This window comes from Maribacter aquimarinus (genome assembly GCF_047345505.1).
Classification (GTDB): domain Bacteria; phylum Bacteroidota; class Bacteroidia; order Flavobacteriales; family Flavobacteriaceae; genus Maribacter.
This window is the reverse complement of sequence record NZ_JBLFEO010000002.1, coordinates 35,579-55,866: the sequence shown is the minus strand read 5'-3', so window position 1 is coordinate 55,866 and position 20,288 is coordinate 35,579. Positions and strand designations below refer to the sequence as shown.

Genomic DNA, 20,288 nt, shown 5'->3' with positions numbered 1-20,288 from the left:
CAATGTTTTCAGACAAACAAAAACCCAGAGCTATGAACGAGACCGGTGGCCAGCCCAACAGAATTGAGAGAAACACCAAAATAAAGGGAGACATTGTCTCCGAGGCCGATTTTAGGATAGACGGTAAATTGGACGGCAACGTCAAGACCTCTGGCAAGGTGGTCATTGGCAAGGGCGGCTACATCAACGGGAAAGTGGAATGTGTGAACGCGGACATAGAGGGCAGCTTTAACGGAGAGCTCTTTGTGACGGACCTCCTGTCCTTAAAGTCTTCCGCCATCATTGAGGGCACCGTTTCGGTGAGCAAATTGGCCGTGGAGCCCGGCGCCACCTTCAATGCTTCCTGTAACATGAAGGGAAAGGGCGGTGCGCCATCGACCGCCCAGGAGAGCAAGCCCCTTGGAGACCCCAAGAATGAAAGGGCAAAGACGGCCCGATAGGGGCGGGGCACTGCGCACGGCGATCAGTTTTTCGGGCATTGCCGTGCAAATGGGTGTTACCATTTATTTGGGCCACCTTTTGGGCACTTGGCTGGATGCCGAGTTCCAGACTTCCTTTTTGGAAGAGACAATCACCTTATTTGCCGTATTTTTGTCTTTGTACCTTGTCATAAAGAAAGCCATGGCAATGGGCAAATAGCGCGGCACCTTGAAAAAAATTTCCACATACGCGATCGTGTTCACCCTGGTGGGCACGATTTCCTTTTTTGGGCAACGTTTCCTATTCACGGCACTGCAAGGCCATTTAGAGGTGCTCCGGGACACCTATCTCTTTCATTTTGCCGCATCTTTGGGCATTGTGGTGCTTTTGCAGGTGTCAATGGGCATCCGTGCGCTAAGGGAGCAGATCGGCCTGCTCTATATGGTGCTCCTCATTTTTAAGCTCTTTGTGTTCGCGGCGCTGTTCCATCCCTATCTTTTTGGCGATCAACTCTTGTCTGCATCCATCAGGACGGCCCTGCTATGGCCCGTGTTGCTCTTTCTCTTCCTGGAGGTGTTTTTCGTCACAAAGAGCATAAAACAAAAGCTGGGATGAATTTTAAGGCTTTCAGATGGTTTGTGTTACGTTAATATTGCCTACTTTTGCACCGATTTTTTCAGGCTTAAATTTTTTTGAATTGGACGTGATGCGCAAAGTTTTGAATAGTACGGGGGCAAGTTTATGCTTGCTTTTTTTCTGTTTTACCATCCAAACGGTGTCCGCGGCAGCTGCCGGTGATGGGGGCGAGGTGAGCACCAAGGAAGAAGTGAAGGCCTATATAGACCACCACCTAAAGGACGCCCACGACCTCCATTTCTTCTCCTACACCAACAGCGAGGGAGAGCGCAAGCACGTGGGGCTTCCCATGCCGGTGATCTTGTGGTCCAGCAATGGGCTGGTCACGTTCATGAGCTCGGAATTTCACCACAATGACAACGGAGAGGTGGTCGTGGAACGCAAGGGGAGCAGGTTCATAAAATCGCACAGTAAAATATACGAGCTCAACTCTGGCGAGGCAGTGGCCAAGTTTGATGAGGAGGAACACGTGACCAACGGTGCCAGGGTGTTGGATTTTTCCATTACCAAGAGCGTTGTGGGGATGTTGTTGGTGGGGCTGTTGATGCTCTTGGGCTTTAGTTCCCTGGCCAGGCAGTACAAAAAGAAAAAAGTGCCCACCGGTCTCGGACGTGTTTTGGAGCCTTTGGTACTGTACGTGCGCGATGAGATCGCCAGGCCCAACATTGGCGAGAAGCACTACCGGAAGTTTACCGGCTACCTGCTTACCGTATTTTTCTTTATTTGGGTGTTGAACTTGGTGGGGCTCACTCCACTGGGCTTTAATGTTACCGGGCAGCTGGCCGTCACGGCATGTTTGGCCATTTTTACCTTGATCATTTACAGCTTTAGCGGCAACAGGGACTACTGGATGCACATTTTGTGGATGCCCGGCGTGCCGGTATTGCTGCGTCCCATCCTCACGGTGATCGAATTGGTGGGCGCCCTCATCATTAAGCCGTTTTCACTTATGGTACGTTTGTTTGCCAACATCACCGCGGGGCACGTGGTCTTTATGAGCTTGATCGCCATCATGTTCACCTTTAAGGACACCTTGGGCGTGGGCGGTGCCACGGGCATCTCCTTTGTGCTGTCCCTTTTCATTTTTGTCATAGAATTGTTGGTGGCCTTTTTGCAGGCCTATATTTTTACCATGCTCTCTTCCCTGTTCATTGGTATGGCGGTGGCGGAGCATGATCACGAACACCACGACGATACCGAGGGCCACACCGTGGCCGATAAGGAAGATGTCCGCGGACAGTTCGTTTAACCTGAGTTTTTTTTAATTAATATAAATTCATTTACTATGTACAATTTAATTGGAGCCGGTCTAATAGTCATCGGTGGTGGAATTGGTCTTGGGCTAATTGGAAGCAAGGCAATGGAAGGTATTGCCAGACAACCAGAAGCTGCCGGAAAAATTCAGACCGCGATGATCATTATCGCCGCACTTTTGGAAGGTTTGGGCTTTGGTGCTTTGATTCTAGGAAAATAAGCACACAAACCAAAAAAGGCGTTTTCCTGTAACGGTTGGTTGCAGGAAAACCCCTTAATTAAAAAAACAAGAACAATTTTTCAGTCGTATGGAAAACTTATTGAACGATTTTTCCCCGGGATTATTTGTGGTACAGGCCATTTTGCTGTTGGTGCTCATATTTTTGATGGTGAAGTTTGCCTGGAAGCCCATTTTGGACTCCCTGAACGAACGGGAGACCGGCATCCAGGAAGCCTTGGCCGCCGCGGAGAGCGCACGCAAGGAAATGCAAAACCTACAGGCAGACAATGACAAGATGATCAAGGAGGCCCGTGCAGAGCGCGAGGCCATGCTAAAAGAGGCCAGGGACATCAAGAACAAGATGGTGGCAGATGCCAAGGAGCAGGCCAAATTGGAGGGCGATAAAATGATTGCCCAGGCCCAAACGGCCATTGAAAACGAGAAAAAGGCCGCGATGGCAGACATCAAGGGCCAAGTAGCGGAACTGTCCCTTTCCATTGCCGAAAAAGTGATCAAGGAACAATTGGCCAACAAGGACACACAGATGAAATTGGTGGACGAGCTGTTGGGCGACATTAAATTGAGCTAATCATGATGCACTCTAGGGCGGCGGTACGCTACGCCAAGGCAATATTGGATCTTGCCGTGGGCCAAAAGGCAACGGAAAAGGTGGAGGAAGACATGCGCTCGGTGGTCCAGACCGTGTCCGCGCACCAAGACCTTCGGGACATGCTCTCCAGCCCTCTGGTGGCCGGGGCATCAAAAAAAGAGGTGCTTTCCAAGATTTTCAAGGGACGCCACGCCATCACCGAAGGATTGATGGATCTGATGGTGAACAACCGCCGCATTACCGAACTCCAGGAGGTGGCCCTGAGGTACATAGCCCTCAATGAAAAAAGAAAAGGCACCGATGTGGCCTACGTGACCACGGCCGTGCCCATGGACAAGGCCTTGGAGAAAAAGATCCTGGCCCAGGTAGAGCGCCTCACCGGAAACAAGGTGAGCTTGGAAAACAAGGTGGATGGGGCCATTATTGGTGGTTTTGTGCTGCGTGTGGGGGATGTGCAATATGATGCCAGCATCGCCAACAAACTGAGCAATTTAAAAAAAGAGTTTACAAATAGTCTATAGTGAGTTAAAGTGCGGCCCTTGTAACATGGGCCGCGGCTAACATTTTACATTTAGAAAATATGGCAGGAGTAAAAGCCGCTGAGGTTTCAGCAATTTTAAAGGAGCAGTTATCGGGATTTGACGCCAAAGCATCCCTGGACGAGGTGGGCACCGTGTTGCAGGTGGGAGATGGCATTGCCCGTGTTTACGGATTGTCCAACGCCGAGTATGGCGAATTGGTGGAGTTTGATGGCGATGTAAAGGGCATTGTGTTGAACCTGGAAGAAGACAATGTGGGCGTGGTATTGCTAAGCCCCTCCAGGGACGTAAAGGAGGGCAGCACCGTAAAACGTACACGGACCATTGCCAGCATCAATGTGGGCGAGGGCATCGTGGGGCGTGTGGTGAACACCTTGGGCGTGCCCATAGACGGTAAGGGCCCCATTAGCGGTGAAACCTACGAAATGCCCTTGGAGCGCAAGGCACCCGGAGTTATTTTCCGTGAGCCCGTGACCGAGCCCCTGCAGTCCGGCATAAAGGCCATTGACGCCATGATTCCCGTGGGTAGGGGACAGCGCGAACTGGTGATCGGAGACCGCCAGACCGGAAAGACCACGGTCTGTATAGACACCATTTTGAACCAGAAAGAATTTTACGATGCGGGAGAGCCCGTGTACTGTATCTATGTGGCCATTGGCCAAAAGGCCTCCACGGTGGCCGGGATTGCCAAGACTTTGGAAGACCGTGGCGCCTTGGCCTATACCACCATTGTGGCCGCCAATGCTTCCGATCCCGCACCCATGCAGGTATATGCCCCAATGGCCGGTGCGGCCATTGGAGAATACTTCAGGGACACCGGAAGACCGGCCCTGATCATTTACGACGACCTTTCCAAGCAGGCCGTTGCCTATCGGGAGGTGTCTCTGTTGCTCAGAAGACCACCGGGACGCGAGGCCTATCCAGGAGACGTTTTCTACCTACACTCCAGATTGTTGGAACGCTCTGCAAAAATCATCAACGATGACGCCATAGCCCAAGAAATGAACGATTTGCCAGAGGTGCTCAAACCTATGGTAAAAGGGGGAGGCTCACTCACTGCCCTGCCCATCATTGAAACCCAGGCAGGAGATGTATCGGCCTATATCCCCACCAACGTCATTTCCATTACGGACGGGCAGATCTTCTTGGAGCAGGATCTCTTTAACCAAGGGGTGCGCCCCGCCATCAACGTGGGCATCTCCGTGTCCCGTGTTGGGGGCAATGCCCAGATCAAGTCCATGAAGAAAGTGGCGGGAACCTTGAAATTGGATCAGGCCCAGTTCCGGGAACTGGAGGCTTTTGCCAAATTTGGCTCGGACCTGGATGCCGCTACCTTGAACGTCATTGAAAAAGGGCGCCGCAACGTGGAGATCTTGAAACAGGCCCAAAACGACCCTTTTACCGTAGAAGACCAGATTGCCATTATCTATGCGGGTTCAAAGAACTTGCTGCGCAACGTTCCCGTGGACAAGGTAAAGGAGTTTGAGCGCGATTACCTGGAGTTTTTGAACGCCAAGCACCGGGATGTTTTGGACACCTTGAAAGCCGGCAAGCTAACGGATGGGGTCACGGAGACCTTGGCCCAGGTCTGTAAGGAGCTTTCGAGCAAGTATGTAGGTTAAGCATGCCGTGCAGGCAGCGCGCTCTCGCGGGCCGTTGTGCTGTGCGCACCAACGAATACCATAGAGAAAAATGGCCAATTTAAAGGAAATACGCAATAGGATAACATCGGTATCTTCCACGATGCAGATCACCAGTGCCATGAAGATGGTGTCTGCAGCCAAATTGAAGAAGGCCCAGGACGCCATTACGGCAATGCGGCCCTATTCCGATAAGTTAACGGAACTCTTGCAGGGCCTCAGTGCCAGTATGGGAGAACAATCGGGCACCAAATTTGCGGAACAGCGCGAGGTGAACAAGGTACTGGTCGTGGCCGTGACCTCCAACAGGGGGCTGTGCGGGGCGTTCAACACCAACATACTGAAGCAATGCACCCATTTGGCGGCCAATGTGTACGAGGGCAAGGAAGTTCATTTTATGGCCATAGGGAAAAAGGCCAATGATTTCCTGGCCAAAAAGCACAGGGTGGTGGCCGATCACAGCGAATTGTACGATGGCCTCACTTTCGAGGGCACCGCCCATATCGCCGAAAGCCTAATGCAGTTTTTTGTGGCGGGCGAGTACGACAAGATCGAGGTGGTGTACAACAAGTTCAAGAACGCGGCCACCCAGATCATTATGACGGAGCAGTTCCTGCCCATAGTGCCCGTGGCCGGTGAAACCGCCATGAGCACGGATTACGCTTTTGAGCCTTCCAAAATGGAGATCATTGAGCAATTGATCCCCAAGTCCTTAAAAACGCAGTTGTACAAGGCCATACGTGATTCCTTTGCCAGCGAGCACGGCGCGCGGATGACCGCAATGCACAAGGCCACGGACAACGCAACCGAGCTCAGGGACCAATTGAAGCTCACCTACAACAAAGCGCGGCAAGCCGCGATCACCAACGAAATTTTGGAAATTGTTGGAGGCGCCGAGGCGCTCAACAATTAGGCGCAACGCAGTGGCGCCAAATGGACCAAGTCGTCCGGCGCTCAACAATTAGGCGCAACGCAGTGGCGCCAAATGGACCAAGTCGTCCGGCGCTCAACAATTAGGCGCAACGCAGTGGCGCCAAATGTCCCAAGTCGTCCGGGGGCGCTCAACCATTGGGCGCAACGCAGTGGCGCCAAATGGCCCAAGTGTCGTCCGGGGGCGCCCAACGAATGGGCGCAACGCAGTGGCGTCAAGTGGCGAACGGGCCGGAAAAGAGCCTCCGTTCCCGGAGGTTTCCCTGGATGGTGAGCCCAAGAGGCATTTTGTCCCCTACGACCCCCATCATGGCCATGTTTGGAAAAAGCTCAGTTGGAGCCCTTGTTCAAATGAAGGTCAATGTACTTTTGGTTCAGCTCGTCCGAGTCGCCATACTTTTCCCGCAGCCCTTCCAATTTCACTTTTAGTTCGGAGACCACCTGGGCATATTCTGGGTCATGGTAAACATTGCGCATTTCTTGGGGGTCTTTTTTCCGATCATAAAGTTCCCATTCGTTTACATCGTAATAAAAATGGGCCAGTTTGTAATCCATGGTCACAATGCCATAGTGCCTTTTCACCTGGTGCACGGCGGGGTATTCATAGTAATGGTAATAAACGGCGTCTCGCGTCCAAGCTGCGGTGTTGGAGGTCAATAGGGGCATGAGGCTCTCCCCTTGCATGTCATCGGGGGCCCCAATTTGTGCCGCTTCCAACAGGGTCTGGGCAAAATCCAGATTCTGTACCATTTCCTCGCTCGTAATGCCCGGCTTTATTTTGTTGGGCCATTTTACCAACAAGGGTGTCTTAAAGGATTCGTCGTAAATGAAGCGCTTATCGAACCAGCCGTGCTCGCCCAGATAAAAGCCCTGGTCAGAGGTGTAGACCACCATGGTGTTGTCCGAGAGCCCTTGGTCTTCCAGATAGTCCAGCACGCGCCCCACGTTGTCGTCCACGGAAGAGATGCAGGCCAAATAATCCTGCATGTAGCGCTGGTACTTCCAACGCATTTTTTCTTCATCGGTCATACCGGGCCAATTCAATTCAAAGTCCCGGTTAATTTGCTCCAAAATGGGATCGTACAGCGCCTTTTGCTCGGGGGTGGCCCGATCGTAGGGACCGTAAAACCCATTTTTGAACTCCACCACCTTTGGGCTCAGGTTCTTCATCCTATCGGTGGTTTCCGGGCGCACCTTACTGTCATGGTTGTACATCATGTGGTTCAAAAGGTTCATTTCGGCCGTTTTGGCGGCCGTGCCCCTATGGCTGTAATCATCAAAAAGGTTGGTGGGCTCGGGAAATGTCTTTCCGTAGAATTCCTTGAACTTTTCGGGACTGGGCCACCAGGGCCTGTGCGGGGCCTTGTGCAGGTACATGAGCATAAAGGGTTTCTCGGGATTTCGTTTGGTGTCCAGCCAGTCCAGGGTAAGGTCCGTGATAATGTCCGTGACGTAGCCCATGATGGTGGTGGTGTCCCCGCTTTTTGTGATAAAGTCAGGATTGATGTAGTGGCCCTGTCCGGGCAGGATCATAAAGTCGTCCACTCCCTTGGGCGCGTTGCCAAAGTGCAGTTTTCCGAACATGGCGGTCTGGTACCCGGCTTTTTGAAAGAGTTGGGGAAAGGTGGTCTGCGAAGCGTCAAAAGGGCGGGAGTTGTCCGTTTTTCCATTGATGTGGGTGTGTTTTCCGGTGAGAATGGTGGCACGGGAAGGGGCACAGATGGAATTGGTGACACTGGCGTTGGTAAAGGTGATGCCCCCTTTTGCGATCCTGTCTATGTTGGGGGTTTCCAATAGTTTGGAAGAATAGGTGCTTATGGCCTGGTAGGCGTGGTCATCGCACATGATGAAGATAATGTTCGGTCTTTTGGCCTCTGGCACCTCTTTCAACGCATCCTGGCACGAAAAAAGGGCCAACATCGAAAAAAGGCAGAGAACGGCGATCGGGATATGCTTCATAGGGAGGGGTGTTTTAGGAACAGGTTGTTCAAGATACTAAAAAATCATTCCATACACCGGCCATTTCTTTGCGGGGAATGTGTTTTTTAGCCGACTTTTGCAGACCCATGCACAACAAAAAGACCGCCCTTCTCTTTATTTTCATTACCATTTTGGTAGATGTCATAGGCATTGGCATTATTTTGCCCATTATTCCGGATTTGATCATGGAGCTCACCGGAGAGGGCACCCATATGGCGGTCATTTATGGCATGTGGCTCACCACCGCCTATGCCGGTATGCAGTTTTTGTTCTCCCCGGTATTGGGGGAGATTTCCGATCAAGTGGGCCGGCGCCCCATACTTTTGTTGGCCCTTTTGGGGCTTAGCATGGACTATCTCATCCACGCGTGGGCACCCACCATCACCTGGCTTTTTGTGGGCCGGTTTTTGGCGGGCATCACTGGGGCCAGTTTTACGGTGGCCTCTGCCTATATTGCAGATGTGAGCACCAAAGAGAACAAGGCCAAGAATTTTGGACTCATTGGTGCCGCGTTTGGCCTTGGCTTTATCATTGGCCCAGGGATCGGGGGCTATTTTGGTGATATGGACATTCGTTTGCCCTTTTACATTGCTGCTGCCCTCACCTTTGCCAATTTTATTTTTGGCTGGTTGTTTGTGCCGGAGTCGCTCACCCCGGAAAACCGCAGGCCCATGGAGTTTAAAAAAATGATTCCAGGGGTAAGTTTGTTGGCCCTGCGGCACTACAAGGGCATTTTACTGTTGATCATGGCCTTCTTTTTGGCCAACCTGGCGGGGCAGGCGCTGCCCTCTACCTGGTCTTACTATGGCATTGAGCGGTACGATTGGAGCCCGGCACAGATCGGGGTGTCCCTTATGGTCGTAGGGCTCTTGGTGGCCCTTGTACAGGGTGTTTTGGTGGGCCGCACCGTGCATAGGTTTGGGAGGCGCCGTGTGATCATCGGTGGGTTTTTGCTCTGGACGGTGGGCATGTTCCTCTTCTCCCTGGCCAAAGAGCCTTGGATGCTCTATGCCTTTCTCATACCCTATGCGCTTGGTGGTGTGGCCGGCCCTACCGTACAGGGCGTTATAAGCAACCAGGTGTCTGGCAAGGAGCAGGGGATCTTACAGGGATCCATTACCGGGCTGGTAAGCATAACGGCCATATTGGGGCAACTTGTTTTTGCCCCGGTTTTTTATTTTTTTATTCGCCCCGAAGGCACCATATATTTTCCGGGGGCCCCGTATGCCCTGGGTTCGGTGTTTCTTTTGGCGGCCTTGCTCTTGGCCGTGATGGCCATGAACAGCATGGACCATGCGGAAGAGGCAAACAAGACCATTTAATATCATTGACCCATATAACGTATGAAAAAGCGAACCTATGTGTGTGTATTGCTGGCCTGCATGACCATGGCCTGTGCTGCCCAAAAGAAACTAGAAACCCAACCCCCTTTTAAACTGGGTCCGGTGACCTCCCAAAATTTTATTGGGGACAGTGAGACAGAGGGTACCGTGATCACCCTTAACATCCCGGTTACCTCAGTGGACCTGGAAGCGGTAAGCTTCCTGGAGGTCTTTCACAGGGGCAAGACCAGCAAGGTCTCGGCAACCGACATCGGCAATGGCGTTTTGCTTTCCGCCGAGCTGCCCAACGGCAAGGGGATGGCGCTCCAAGCCATTGCTTTTAAGCTAAAGACATCAGAGGCGGTATTGGGGTATAGGGAAAACGGTACCAAGAAATACGTGAAAATCACCGGTATAAAAAGAAAGGGCACCCTTATTCAGCGCACAAAGCCCAAAAACTAACTTTGTTTACAGGACGTAATTAGGTACTTTTAGCGTTAATTTTACGCCGTTTTTTTTGAACCTGATAAAAAAACTCTTTCAGCAAACCGCCATTTATGGTTTGGCCACGGTATTGCCCAGGATGCTCAATGTTATTTTGGTGCCCCTGTACACGGACGTAATGCCTCCCGGTGCTTATGGGAAGGTCATTGTCATTTTTTCCTACTTTGCCATTTTCAATGTGTTTCTGGCCTACGGGATGGAGACCGCCTTTTTTAGGTTTTACAAGGAATCCGAGCATAGGAAGCGGGTGGTGACCACCTCACTCATTTCCATTATGGGAAGCACCTTTCTCTTTTTGATCGTCGGCGCCCTTTTTTCAGATTCCCTGGCCCATCTGTCTCGTGTGCCCAGGGAGTATATGGGCTACTTTTTGGGCATTCTTGTGTTGGATGCCCTGGTCATTATCCCCTTTGCCTGGCTTAGGGCCGCAGAAAAACCTATGCGCTATGCGTTGGTAAAGATCCTGAACGTGGTGGTGAACCTGGGGCTCAATATTTTCTTTTTACTGGCCCTGCCCAAATTGGCCCAAATGGCACCAGATGGTTTCTGGGCGTCTATGTACCTTCCGGACTTTGAGATTTCGTATATACTGCTATCCAATCTTATTGCCAGTGGCATGACCTTGTTGCTCATGATCAGGGTGTATTTGAGAAGGCCCTATGTTTTTGATGTGGTCATCTGGAAACGGATGATCAAATATGCCATGCCGGTTATGGTGGCCGGCATTGCCTTTACCATAAATGAGGTACTGGACAAGATTTTGCTGGAGATGCTCTTGCCGGCGGACATGGCCAGCGCCGAAGTGGGCAAGTATGGCGCCTGCATTAAATTGGCGGTTTTCATGACCCTGTTCACCACCGCCTTTAGAATGGGCATAGAACCTTTTTTCTTTAGCCATAGCAATACCGCACATCCACAGCGCGCCTATGCCCAGATCACCAATTACTTTGTGGTGCTGGGAAGCATCATCTTGTTGGCCGTGGTGGTCTTTGCCGATGTCCTAAAGGTGCTCTTTGTGCGGGACGAGGCCTATTGGGAGGCCATGCCCGTGGTGCCGGTTATTTTGCTGGCCGCTTTTTTTCTGGGCATTTACCACAACCTTTCCGTGTGGTACAAGGTCACGGACAGGACGCGTTTCGGGGCCTATATCTCCATGATCGGGGCCGTGCTCACCATTGTCATCAACGTGAGCCTTATTCAGTACTTTGGCTATGTGGCCAGTGCCGTGGCCACCTTGGTGGCCTACGGGAGCATGATGTTGCTTTCCTTTTATTTTGGCCGCATGTACTATCCCATTCCCTATAATTTTAGAAAAATTATATTTTACTTAGCGATCTCCATTGGGTTTTCCATCCTCTCCTTCTATATCTTTGATAGAAGTTTGTACGCGGGCATACCTTTGTTGGTACTGTTTTTGGGAATGGTCTATAAATTGGAAAGAGATAATCTAAAGAAGATCTTTGTGCCCGGCCACAAAGCATGAGCCTTAAAACGAAACAAGATGGACATTAAAATAATAAACAATTCGGATCACGCGTTGCCGCATTATGAAACAGGGCAATCTGCCGGAATGGACCTCCGGGCCAACCTCAAAGAACCGATGGTGCTGAAGCCCTTGGAGCGCACCATTGTGCCCACCGGTCTCTTTATGGAGCTCCCGGTGGGGGTAGAGGCCCAGGTGCGGCCCAGAAGCGGACTTGCGGCCAAAAAGGGGATAACGGTACTGAACGCGCCCGGCACCATCGATGCCGATTATAGGGGCGAAGTGGGCGTAATACTCATTAACCTTTCCCAGCAAGAGGTGCAGATAGAAAATGGGGACCGCGTGGCCCAAATGGTGATCTCCAAACATGAAAGGGCCCAGTGGGAAGAGGTTGCCGAGCTGTCCGAAACGCAAAGGGGCGCGGGCGGCTTTGGAAGTACCGGGGTAAAATAGAACGGGACCCCAATTTTTGGGAAGCACCGAACAACCTTGGAAATAGGGGGTTGTAATGAAATCGACTTGGTTAGAACTAGCGGCAATCACAGAGAACAATATATTGATCATCAAAGATTCCCTGTGGCCCTTGAAACCAATAAAAATAGGCACATGAAAATGGTTTTTATTTTTTTGTTGATGTGCGGTTTGGGTCTTGTGCCCCACCATTCCCGTGCCCAGGAAGACCAGGAGCTAAGGGTGGAGGAGAGCGCGGAGGTCTTTTTGGAGGAATATTCCGATGATTTTCAAGAACATTTTTTTGAAGCCCTGAAGCAAAAGGGCATTCAGAACCACGACCGGGCCATCAACGCCCTTTTGGAGTGCAAGCGCCTGCAGCCGGAAAATCCCGTGGTGGACCATGAACTGGCCAAGGCCCATTTTATGGAGAAGGACTATGCCAACGCGCAGGCCTATGGCATAGCGGCACTGTCTGCCGAGCCGGAACGGTACTGGTACCTGAACACCCTGGTGTCCGCGCTGCGGGCGCAGGGCAATACCCTGAGCATGGTGGCAGACGCCATACCCATGGACAATAGGGCATTGCAGGAGAATTTGGCCAGGGTCTATTTTTCCAAAAAGGACTATGACGCGGCGCTGAAGGTGGTGGCACCCCTTACGGACGTGGAGCCCATGGCGGTACTGGAGCAGAAAATAAGGGATGCCAAGGCCAAGAAGGAAGCGCGCACGCAGACCTTTTCGGTGCAGGGAACCGCAACCAGGGACCAAGGCAATACCGTGGCCAGTTACACCAACCGGATCAAGGGTTTGATCGGCATGCCAAATGCCCAGGAAAGGTTGTTGCAGGTGGCCGAGGAGGCCTTGGAGAGTTATCCGGCACAGGCTTATTTTTACTATGCCCACGGGGTGGCCCTGAACCGCAAGGGAAAGCACCGTGATGCCGCGGAGGTGTTGGAGTCCGCCCTGGATTTTTTGGTTAACGACCTGTCCTTGGCCAATGACGTTTACCGGGAGTTGGTCACGGCCTATGAGGCCCTGTCCAACCACCCCATGGCCACCCGTTATCGCAATAGGATAAAACCGGGCTTTTAGATGAAGGCAATGAAAACATATCGCAACCATTTCTTGGGCGTGGCCCTAGTGCTTACCATCATGTCTTGCCGCAGCACCGCCGTGGTGGCAGACGGCGTGCCGGACAATCGCTTAACCGCCAAGGCCGTGGTAAAGGCCCATTACCAGAACTCGGCCAAGTTCAAGACCCTAAGAGGGCGTTTGGGCATAGATTATACCGATGGGAACAATAGCCAGGGCGTTACCGTGAGCCTTAGAATGGAAAAGGACAGGGGCATCTGGATGAGCGCTCCCCTGGGCATCTTCAAGGCCTACATTACCCCGGAAAGGGTTTCTTTTTACAACAAGCTGGAAAATGAGTATTTTGATGGGGACTTTAGCTATCTGAGCCAGTTGCTGGGCACGGAGGTGGACTTTGGCATGGTGCAGAACCTACTGCTGGGGGAGGCCGTGACCGATCTAAGGGAGCAAAAATACCATTTGGGGATAGAGGACAACCACTACCGGCTAACCCCCAAGCAAGCCGCCGTGCTGTACAAGACCATGTTCCGTATATCCCCAAAAAATTATAAAATGGCCCTACAGCAGCTCTCGCAGCCACAAAACGGGAAGTCCCTGCAGATCGCCTACAACAGTTACCAAGAAGTGGGCGGGGCGGTACTGCCCAACAACGTGCACGTTTTGGCGTTGGACCAAGGGGAGCGCACCCAAATTGATTTGGAATACAGAAATGTGGAATTGGACAGGCCCTTGAATTTTCCCTACAAAATACCAAAGGGTTTTAAAGAGATTGTTTTAAGATAAGATGCGATACACCCAAGGCAACATACACATTTTGGCAGTGGCGCTGCTCCTTGTTGTGGGGGCCCGGGCCCAGACCAGCGAGCAAAAGGCACTGGAACAAAAGCGGGAGCAATTGCAGAACGAGATCAGGGACATCAACCGTTTGCTCTTTGCCGAAAAGAAGGAAAAAGGAAGCGTGCTGGACCAAATGGAGGCGCTGGACAAAAAAATATCCGTGCGGCAGCAGTTGATTCGGGTCACCAATCAACAGAGCAACCTCTTGAACAAGCAGATCAACACCAACATCCGCAACATCTCCAAACTGCGGGAAGAGCTTAATGGCATCAAGGAAGAATACGCCCGGATCATCCAAAAATCCTATCAGAACCGTTCCAAACAGAACAGGCTCATGTTCCTACTCTCCTCGGAGAGCTTTGTACAGGCCTTTAAGCGGCTGCAGTACATGAAGCAGTACACGGACTACCGCAGGGAACAAGGCGCCAAGATCGTGTCCAAAACGGAAGAGCTCACTGCGCTAAACAAGGATTTGAACGAGGAGCGCAAGGTAAAGGAGGTCTTGCTGGCACAGAACCGAAAGGCCAAGGACGCCCTGTACAATGAGGTGCAAGAGCAAAAGGCGCTCTTGAACACCATTAGAAAGAACGAAAGCCGCTATGCCCAGGCCATTGAAGCCAAGCGCAAGGAGGCCAGGGAACTTGATCGGCAGATAGAAAAATTGATACGCAGCGCCATTGCGGCTTCCAATAAATCCACCGGGGCCAAACGCAGCAGCAGTACCTTCTCCCTGACCCCGGAGGCCAGTCTGGTGGCCAAGAATTTTGCCTCCAACAAGGGCAAGCTCATCTGGCCGGTGGAAAAAGGGGTGAAGAGCCAGGGCTTCGGCACCTATAAGGATGCCATTTACCCCGGCATTAAGCACGAGAGCAACGGCGTGATCATTGCCACGGACGAAGGGGCCAAGGCCCGGGCCATTTTTGAGGGCGAGGTCATTGCCATCCTCTCCGTGCCCGGAGGTAAAAAAGGGGTGCAGGTAAAGCACGGCAACTACATCAGCACCTACTACAACTTGTCCGATCTTTATGTTTCAAAAGGGGATAAGGTAAGCGTAAAACAGGAGCTGGGCACAATTTATACCAATCGGAACAACGGACAGACCCGGTTAAAGTTCTATCTGTACCAGAACACCTCCAAGCTCAATCCAGAAGATTGGGTCTTCCGTTTGTGATCATGATATGAAAGGCATGCAACAGAAAATTACGGACATCTCGGGAAGCTTCACCCTGCACAATGGGGTAAACATGCCGTATTTGGGCCTGGGCACCTACCAAGCGGAGAACGATCGGGAGGTGGTCAATGCCGTTAGGGAGGCCTTGCGCATCGGTTATCGGCACATAGACACCGCATCCATCTACCAAAATGAGGAAGGTGTGGGCCAGGGCATAAGAGAGAGCGGTGTGCCCAGGGAATCCGTTTTTGTGACCTCCAAGGTTTGGAACAGCGAACAGGGGTACGAAAGCACGTTACGATCCTTTCAGGACAGCTTGGACCGCTTGCAGTTAAATTATCTGGACCTTTTTCTGGTGCACTGGCCCGTAAAGGGAAAATACAGGGACACCTGGAGGGCCTTGGAGCGGTTGTACCAAGAAAAAAAGGTAAGGGCCATTGGGGTGAGCAATTTTTTGAGGCACCATTTGGAAGACCTCCTGCAGGAGGCCACCATAGTGCCCATGGTGAACCAAATGGAATTCCATCCCTATCTGGTACAGCAGGAGCTGATCGATTTTTGTGTGGCCCACCGCATCCAATACGAAGCCTGGTCTCCCTTTATGGTGGGCAAGGTTTTTGAGTTGGATTTCTGCAAGGACCTGGCCGAAAAGTACGGTAGGTCCATTGCCCAGATCATTTTACGGTGGAACCTGCAAAAAGGGGTGGCCACCATTCCAAAAACAGTGCACAGGGAGCGAATGATCAGCAACGCCGCGGTGTTCGATTTTGAATTGACGACCGATGATATGGCCTTTCTCGATGGCCAGGACAGGAATGAACGTACGGGTGCACATCCGGACCATTTCGATTTCTAAACGATAAAACCAATGGGTATGATCGGGAGGTGTTGTTGGGTTATTGGTTTGTTGCTTTTTTTTTCCGCTTGCGGCTTGGATTATGAGGACAATAAACGTTTGGTTTTTAAGGGCAGCGTCCTGGATGAGAACGCCCTGCCGCTGAACAATGTGCCCGTGGCCGCTTATGTATCCTTTTCAAGAGGGATAGGCAGCGGCACGGGACGGGAAATTTTGGGGGAGGGCCGCACCGGTGCGGACGGAACCTTTTCCTTGGTAACCCTTGATCCACGCGGGGAACGAGCCGTGATGGTCGAGGTCAACGACCGGCGGCTACCGGGACATTCCCAACAGAGGGCCATCTTTAGCCTGCTGGGCGTTGAAACGATTGAGGATGCCAATGCGGTCATTGACCTGGGCACATTGCCCTTGGAGCGCATTGTCAACGGCACCCTGGTCCTAAGGCGGTCCAGTGGATCAAGCCAGGCCCTTTACTACGGTATCCGCCTGCGGCCCACGGAAAAAGTGCGCTATGTGGACAAGTCGCTGGAGCCGGAAAGGGATATTTTCTTTCAACTTCGGGACACCTTGTTTCCCGGGCAGAACGAGCTCATCAGGGAACTGGGCCCCCTATTGGCCAAAGACAGCCTTGATCTGGACTACCGTCTGGGCAATGGCCCCGATGCAGAAGTGGTGACCACAAGATTGGCCTATGACCCAGAAAACAATGCCTATGTGTTTGAGTTTTAAAAGGGCGATGGGTACCCTGGTCTGGGCGCTCATGGGGTTGTCCCTGGCCACTGCCCAAGAGGAGGTGGCCCAGCCAGGAACCTCCAAGGAGGTGTTCGTACAATTTAGGGGGGGATGGCTGCTTCCCTTGCCCGTGGGCAATAATTTCCTTAGCGAGGCCTATGAGGTGAATCCAGGGGTCATGGCAGATCTGGACGTGCTGTTCAATGAACACTACGTCTTGGGCTACCAAGGCACGTTTCACAGCGCCAATGTAACCAATACCGGTCTGGTGGGCAGGTTTGATCGAAGCCGGATCCAAAGACACTACCTCACCGGGTCCTATTCCTTTTTGTCCCCTGAAAGCAGGGTGGGCCTTATTGCCGGAACGGGGATCGGCTATGTGCGCTACGGCAACAAAAAAGAGAACATCAAGTTTTATGAAGACGGGTTCTCCGCAATGGTTCGGGGCAGGCTTACCTATCGGTTCTCATCTTATTTTGGCTGGCACGCCGGCCTGCAGTACTCCCGTGATTTCCTAAATACGGAAACGGCACCGGAACTGCGGTCTTTTTTCAGGAACGCGCATACCTTTTATATTTCCACGGGACTGGTCATCTTTTTTGGGGAGTGATCCGCGCTGGGCAGGACCGCACCAGGGCGTTCACCGCTCTCCAGGGCCCTGATCTTCCATAAACAGCGCCTTTAGCTCCGTGGCCTGGTGCGGTTTCATTTTCCCGGCCAGGACCAGGCTCAGTTGTTTTCGGCGTAGGGCGCCTGCATACCGTTCTTTCTCCAGTTTGCTTTCCGGTTGTAACGGGGGCACTTCGGTGGGTTTTCCCGTCTCGTCCACGGCCACAAAGGTGTAAATGGCCTCATTGGCCTTGGTGCTCTTGCCGCTGTAACGGTCTTCGATCCAGACATCCAAATAGACTTCCATGGAGGTGGTATAGGCCCGGGACACGGCTGCTTCCACGGTCACCACGCTGCCCAGGGGTATGGCCAGGTTAAAGGCCACGTGGTTCACGGACGCGGTCACGGTAATGCGGCGGCTATGCCGGCCGGCGGCAATACTGGCGGCCCGATCCATACGGGCCAGGAGCTCTCCCCCAAAAAGGTTGTTCAGGGCATTGGTCTCACTGGGCAGGACCAAGTCCGTGAGCGTGGTTCTGGATTCAGAGGGGGTTTTGGCTTCCATCACATTTTGGTTTGTTGCAAAGATACGGGGCAAAAAAATGAAAGTGGAATAGTTGGGGCCTAATTTAACGGGGCCATTGGGCCCTTATCTCCTGGCACCCTATTTGGTGGTGCCCCATAAACAGAAATAAAAAACCGAAATGTATAAATAGGGGTCTTGGAAAGGGGAGTGCTTTGGCCAATGTGCTCAGGGCCTGCTTTCAGAAAGCAGCCAGGCATCTGGAGATTGGGTGCGCTTTATCTCCCTTAGGGCAACCAAGGCTTCCCGGGCGTCTTGAAAGCGGTCATAGCTCACCATGTGCAGACCGTGGGCGTTGGTGCCATAGTAGGTGGCCTCAAAACCTTTTTCCTTTAAGATCGCAATTTTACGGTCGGCATTGGTACGGAAGCGAAAGGCGCCCGCAATGATGTGGTGCCTGGCGTCCCCGTCCTTGGGGGTTGCCGCCGCTGTCGTGGCGCCCAAGGTAATGGGGGGCAACGCCACGGGCTCGGCGTCAAAAAAGGTGGCCTGCTGTATTTGCTTGGAGACTTGGCGCTGGGCTTCTTGCCGTACCATTTGGTCCGCCGATATCTTTTCCGTGTAGGCACGATAGCCCGTGATGCCGGTGGAGAACGCCAACAACAAAAGGGCGGCGTATTTTAGATACGGTCTGTAGTGGTGCCGGTCTCGCGTTTCAGGGGCAACCATGAACGGGACGGTTTCTTCCAGCGCTGCCACCTCCGCGTTCAGTTGTTCCCTAAGAACGGGCATCCGTTGTACGGGTGTCAACCCAAAGGAAGTGGTTCGGTAATTGATCTGGTCCACGGGAAGAAACTGGATGTTGCCATCTTCGTTGAGCCAAAGGTCGCCAATGTTGTTTAGCGAAAGGCGCTCCCGCCGTGCCAGGGTTTTTTTCCACTGGGCCACCACCAAGGTCAATTCTTCCAGGACGGCATCGTAGTTTTTTTGTTCGCATTGGGCCATATGGGTGGCCAACAGACCGTCATTGGAGGTCAGTTGCCCATTGAAGGCCAGCGCCTTGGTGGGCGGCATAAAGGTATGTGTGCCGGTATCCAGGCGCGCGGACACCTTGTGTGCCAGAAAGGCCCCAAATTGGGGCACCACCACGCATTGGTATCGGTATAGGAGTTCGCTGATATAGTGTTCTAAAACCATACGGGACAAATATGGCCATTTTTTTAAGTTGGAAAAACGGACGGCCAAACTTTTTATCAACATAAATTTTTACACTATTTTGGGGAGCGGTATGAGAGTCCCCCAACACACTACGGAAGAGACCATTGCCATGCTACGCTTGCAGCATGTGCCCAATATTGGTGATGTCATGGCCAAAAGGCTCATTGCCCATTGCGGCAGTCCCTTGGCCGTTTTCAGGGAGAGACGGTCGCAGCTGCTAAAGATAGACGGCATTGGCACCCACGCGCTGAAGCACCTTTCCGATCATGAGCACTTAGCCGCGGCCGAGGCCGAATATGCCTTTATCCGTGCCAACGACATCAACCTTTATTATTTTGAGGACACGGATTATCCAAAGTACTTAAAACACTGCATTGATGCACCCATGGTCCTTTTTGGCAGAGGGGAGATGGACCTGGCGGATCGGAAGATGATCAGTGTGGTGGGCACGCGGCAGGTTACCAGTTATGGTGCCGCTTTTTGTGAGGAACTATTGGCCGATCTTGCCCCATTGAATCCGGTCATTGTGAGTGGGTTTGCCTATGGGGTGGACATCTGCGCACAGCGGGAGGCACTGAGGCAAGGCTTGCAGACGGTGGGCTGTTTGGCGCACGGCCTAAACCAAATATACCCAAAGGTACACGCCAAGTACCAGCGGGATGTGGAAAAAAACGGGGGATTCCTGACCGAGTTCTGGAGCAGCAGCAATCCGGACAGGGAGAATTTCCTAAAGCGAAACCGGATCATTGCCGGGATGAGCGAGGCCACCATTGTCATAGAATCTGCCGAGAAGGGCGGCAGCCTGGTCACGGCAGATATGGCCCACGGCTACAACAGGGAGGTGTTGGCCGTTCCCGGCCGGAGCTCGGACAAGTACAGCTTGGGGTGCAACAACCTCATTAAACAGCAGAAGGCCCATATGATCACCTCTGCCGCGGACCTTATCTATATTTTGGGCTGGGACCTGGAGACCGAGGAGACCAAAGCGGTACAGAAACAGCTGTTTGTGGAACTGGACCCTACGGAACAGTCCATTTACGACTTTTTGCAACAGCACGGCAAACAATTGTTGGACAGCATTGCCCTGGCCTGCCAGATCCCGGTGTTCAAAGTCTCTTCCACCTTGTTGGCCATGGAGATGAAAGGGGTGGTGCGGCCGCTGCCGGGCAAGCTGTTCGAGGCTATCTGAAGGTGCAAGGCCTGTGACTCCCCCTTCTTCCCAAAAGGTGCTTGGAGATTCCATTTTAGCTTCGCGCTAC

The 20,288-nt window shown here is 52.4% G+C and carries 23 protein-coding genes; 20 read left to right on the top strand and 3 right to left on the bottom strand.

Translation table 11 applies throughout. From position 1 onward, the window contains the following. The first annotated feature begins 2 nt into the window (after window positions 1-2). From ACKWCC_RS01750 to atpG, 9 genes are all read left to right on the top strand, one after another. Entirely contained in the window at window positions 3-440 is a 438-nt protein-coding gene (locus ACKWCC_RS01750; RefSeq protein WP_413994175.1) for a bactofilin family protein, read from the top strand. Then, window positions 415-639 carry an AtpZ/AtpI family protein gene (locus ACKWCC_RS01745; protein WP_413994174.1) on the top strand — a complete coding sequence of 75 codons (225 nt, stop codon included), beginning with the start codon at window positions 415-417 and terminating at the stop codon, window positions 637-639. The genes ACKWCC_RS01750 and ACKWCC_RS01745 overlap by 26 nt, the downstream gene beginning before the upstream one ends. A gap of 9 nt (window positions 640-648) precedes the next feature. Further along, entirely contained in the window at window positions 649-1,035 is a 387-nt protein-coding gene (locus tag ACKWCC_RS01740) for a DUF6168 family protein (RefSeq protein WP_413994173.1), read from the top strand. A 91-nt stretch (window positions 1,036-1,126) separates the two neighbouring features. After that, on the top strand, window positions 1,127-2,305 hold the full coding sequence (gene atpB / locus ACKWCC_RS01735) for a F0F1 ATP synthase subunit A (RefSeq protein WP_413994172.1): 1,179 nt from the start codon (window positions 1,127-1,129) through the stop codon (window positions 2,303-2,305). A gap of 36 nt (window positions 2,306-2,341) precedes the next feature. Beyond that, on the top strand, window positions 2,342-2,530 hold the full coding sequence (gene atpE, locus ACKWCC_RS01730; protein ID WP_413994171.1) for an ATP synthase F0 subunit C: 189 nt from the start codon (window positions 2,342-2,344) through the stop codon (window positions 2,528-2,530). A gap of 88 nt (window positions 2,531-2,618) precedes the next feature. Next, on the top strand, window positions 2,619-3,119 hold the full coding sequence (locus ACKWCC_RS01725; RefSeq protein ID WP_413994170.1) for a F0F1 ATP synthase subunit B: 501 nt from the start codon (window positions 2,619-2,621) through the stop codon (window positions 3,117-3,119). A 2-nt stretch (window positions 3,120-3,121) separates the two neighbouring features. Beyond that, window positions 3,122-3,661, top strand: coding sequence for an ATP synthase F1 subunit delta (atpH, locus tag ACKWCC_RS01720; RefSeq protein WP_413994169.1), 540 nt, complete (start codon window positions 3,122-3,124; stop codon window positions 3,659-3,661). Window positions 3,662-3,720: 59 nt separating this feature from the next. After that, window positions 3,721-5,301 carry a F0F1 ATP synthase subunit alpha gene (atpA, locus tag ACKWCC_RS01715; protein WP_413994168.1) on the top strand — a complete coding sequence of 527 codons (1,581 nt, stop codon included), beginning with the start codon at window positions 3,721-3,723 and terminating at the stop codon, window positions 5,299-5,301. 70 nt (window positions 5,302-5,371) lie between these two features. Continuing rightward, the gene (gene atpG, locus ACKWCC_RS01710) at window positions 5,372-6,232 is read left to right on the top strand and encodes an ATP synthase F1 subunit gamma (protein ID WP_413994167.1); all 861 of its coding nucleotides are present in this window, start codon (window positions 5,372-5,374) and stop codon (window positions 6,230-6,232) included. A 347-nt stretch (window positions 6,233-6,579) separates the two neighbouring features. Here the strand turns inward: atpG and ACKWCC_RS01705 are convergent, their stop codons facing one another. Next, window positions 6,580-8,208, bottom strand: a complete 1,629-nt coding sequence (locus ACKWCC_RS01705; RefSeq protein WP_413994166.1) for a sulfatase family protein — start codon at window positions 8,206-8,208, stop codon at window positions 6,580-6,582. A 107-nt stretch (window positions 8,209-8,315) separates the two neighbouring features. On the opposite strand from ACKWCC_RS01705, the gene ACKWCC_RS01700 reads away from it, so the two are divergent. From ACKWCC_RS01700 to ACKWCC_RS01655, 10 genes are all read left to right on the top strand, one after another. Continuing rightward, the gene (locus ACKWCC_RS01700; protein ID WP_413994165.1) at window positions 8,316-9,551 is read left to right on the top strand and encodes a TCR/Tet family MFS transporter; all 1,236 of its coding nucleotides are present in this window, start codon (window positions 8,316-8,318) and stop codon (window positions 9,549-9,551) included. A 21-nt stretch (window positions 9,552-9,572) separates the two neighbouring features. Then, window positions 9,573-10,013: a hypothetical protein gene (locus ACKWCC_RS01695; protein WP_413994164.1), complete on the top strand. Its 441-nt coding sequence runs from the start codon at window positions 9,573-9,575 to the stop codon at window positions 10,011-10,013. Window positions 10,014-10,068: 55 nt separating this feature from the next. After that, on the top strand, window positions 10,069-11,538 hold the full coding sequence (locus ACKWCC_RS01690) for a lipopolysaccharide biosynthesis protein (RefSeq protein ID WP_413994163.1): 1,470 nt from the start codon (window positions 10,069-10,071) through the stop codon (window positions 11,536-11,538). Between the two features lie 18 nt (window positions 11,539-11,556). Then, a complete protein-coding gene (dut, locus tag ACKWCC_RS01685) occupies window positions 11,557-11,991 on the top strand; it encodes a dUTP diphosphatase (RefSeq protein WP_413994162.1) in 435 nt (144 codons plus the stop codon). Window positions 11,992-12,144: 153 nt separating this feature from the next. Beyond that, entirely contained in the window at window positions 12,145-13,083 is a 939-nt protein-coding gene (locus tag ACKWCC_RS01680) for a tetratricopeptide repeat protein (protein WP_413994161.1), read from the top strand. Further along, on the top strand, window positions 13,084-13,866 hold the full coding sequence (locus ACKWCC_RS01675; protein WP_413994160.1) for a lipoprotein insertase outer membrane protein LolB1: 783 nt from the start codon (window positions 13,084-13,086) through the stop codon (window positions 13,864-13,866). Between the two features lies 1 nt (window position 13,867). Then, complete coding sequence (locus tag ACKWCC_RS01670; protein WP_413994159.1) at window positions 13,868-15,091, top strand: murein hydrolase activator EnvC family protein; 1,224 nt, start codon at window positions 13,868-13,870, stop codon at window positions 15,089-15,091. A gap of 16 nt (window positions 15,092-15,107) precedes the next feature. After that, a complete protein-coding gene (locus ACKWCC_RS01665) occupies window positions 15,108-15,947 on the top strand; it encodes an aldo/keto reductase (protein WP_413994158.1) in 840 nt (279 codons plus the stop codon). An 18-nt stretch (window positions 15,948-15,965) separates the two neighbouring features. Then, complete coding sequence (locus ACKWCC_RS01660; protein ID WP_413994157.1) at window positions 15,966-16,676, top strand: hypothetical protein; 711 nt, start codon at window positions 15,966-15,968, stop codon at window positions 16,674-16,676. Further along, a complete protein-coding gene (locus ACKWCC_RS01655; RefSeq protein ID WP_413994156.1) occupies window positions 16,666-17,289 on the top strand; it encodes a hypothetical protein in 624 nt (207 codons plus the stop codon). Before ACKWCC_RS01660 ends, ACKWCC_RS01655 begins: the two co-directional genes overlap by 11 nt. A 30-nt stretch (window positions 17,290-17,319) precedes the next feature. Here ACKWCC_RS01655 and ACKWCC_RS01650 read toward each other — a convergent pair whose 3' ends face one another. Further along, on the bottom strand, window positions 17,320-17,853 hold the full coding sequence (locus ACKWCC_RS01650; RefSeq protein ID WP_413994155.1) for an acyl-CoA thioesterase: 534 nt from the start codon (window positions 17,851-17,853) through the stop codon (window positions 17,320-17,322). Window positions 17,854-18,039: 186 nt separating this feature from the next. After that, window positions 18,040-19,008: an HU domain-containing protein gene (locus ACKWCC_RS01645; RefSeq protein ID WP_413994154.1), complete on the bottom strand. Its 969-nt coding sequence runs from the start codon at window positions 19,006-19,008 to the stop codon at window positions 18,040-18,042. A gap of 91 nt (window positions 19,009-19,099) precedes the next feature. Between ACKWCC_RS01645 and dprA the strand changes: the two genes are divergently transcribed. Further along, window positions 19,100-20,218 (top strand): DNA-processing protein DprA, encoded by a 1,119-nt coding sequence (dprA, locus tag ACKWCC_RS01640; RefSeq protein WP_413994153.1) that lies wholly within the window; start codon window positions 19,100-19,102, stop codon window positions 20,216-20,218. Window positions 20,219-20,288 lie beyond the last annotated feature (70 nt).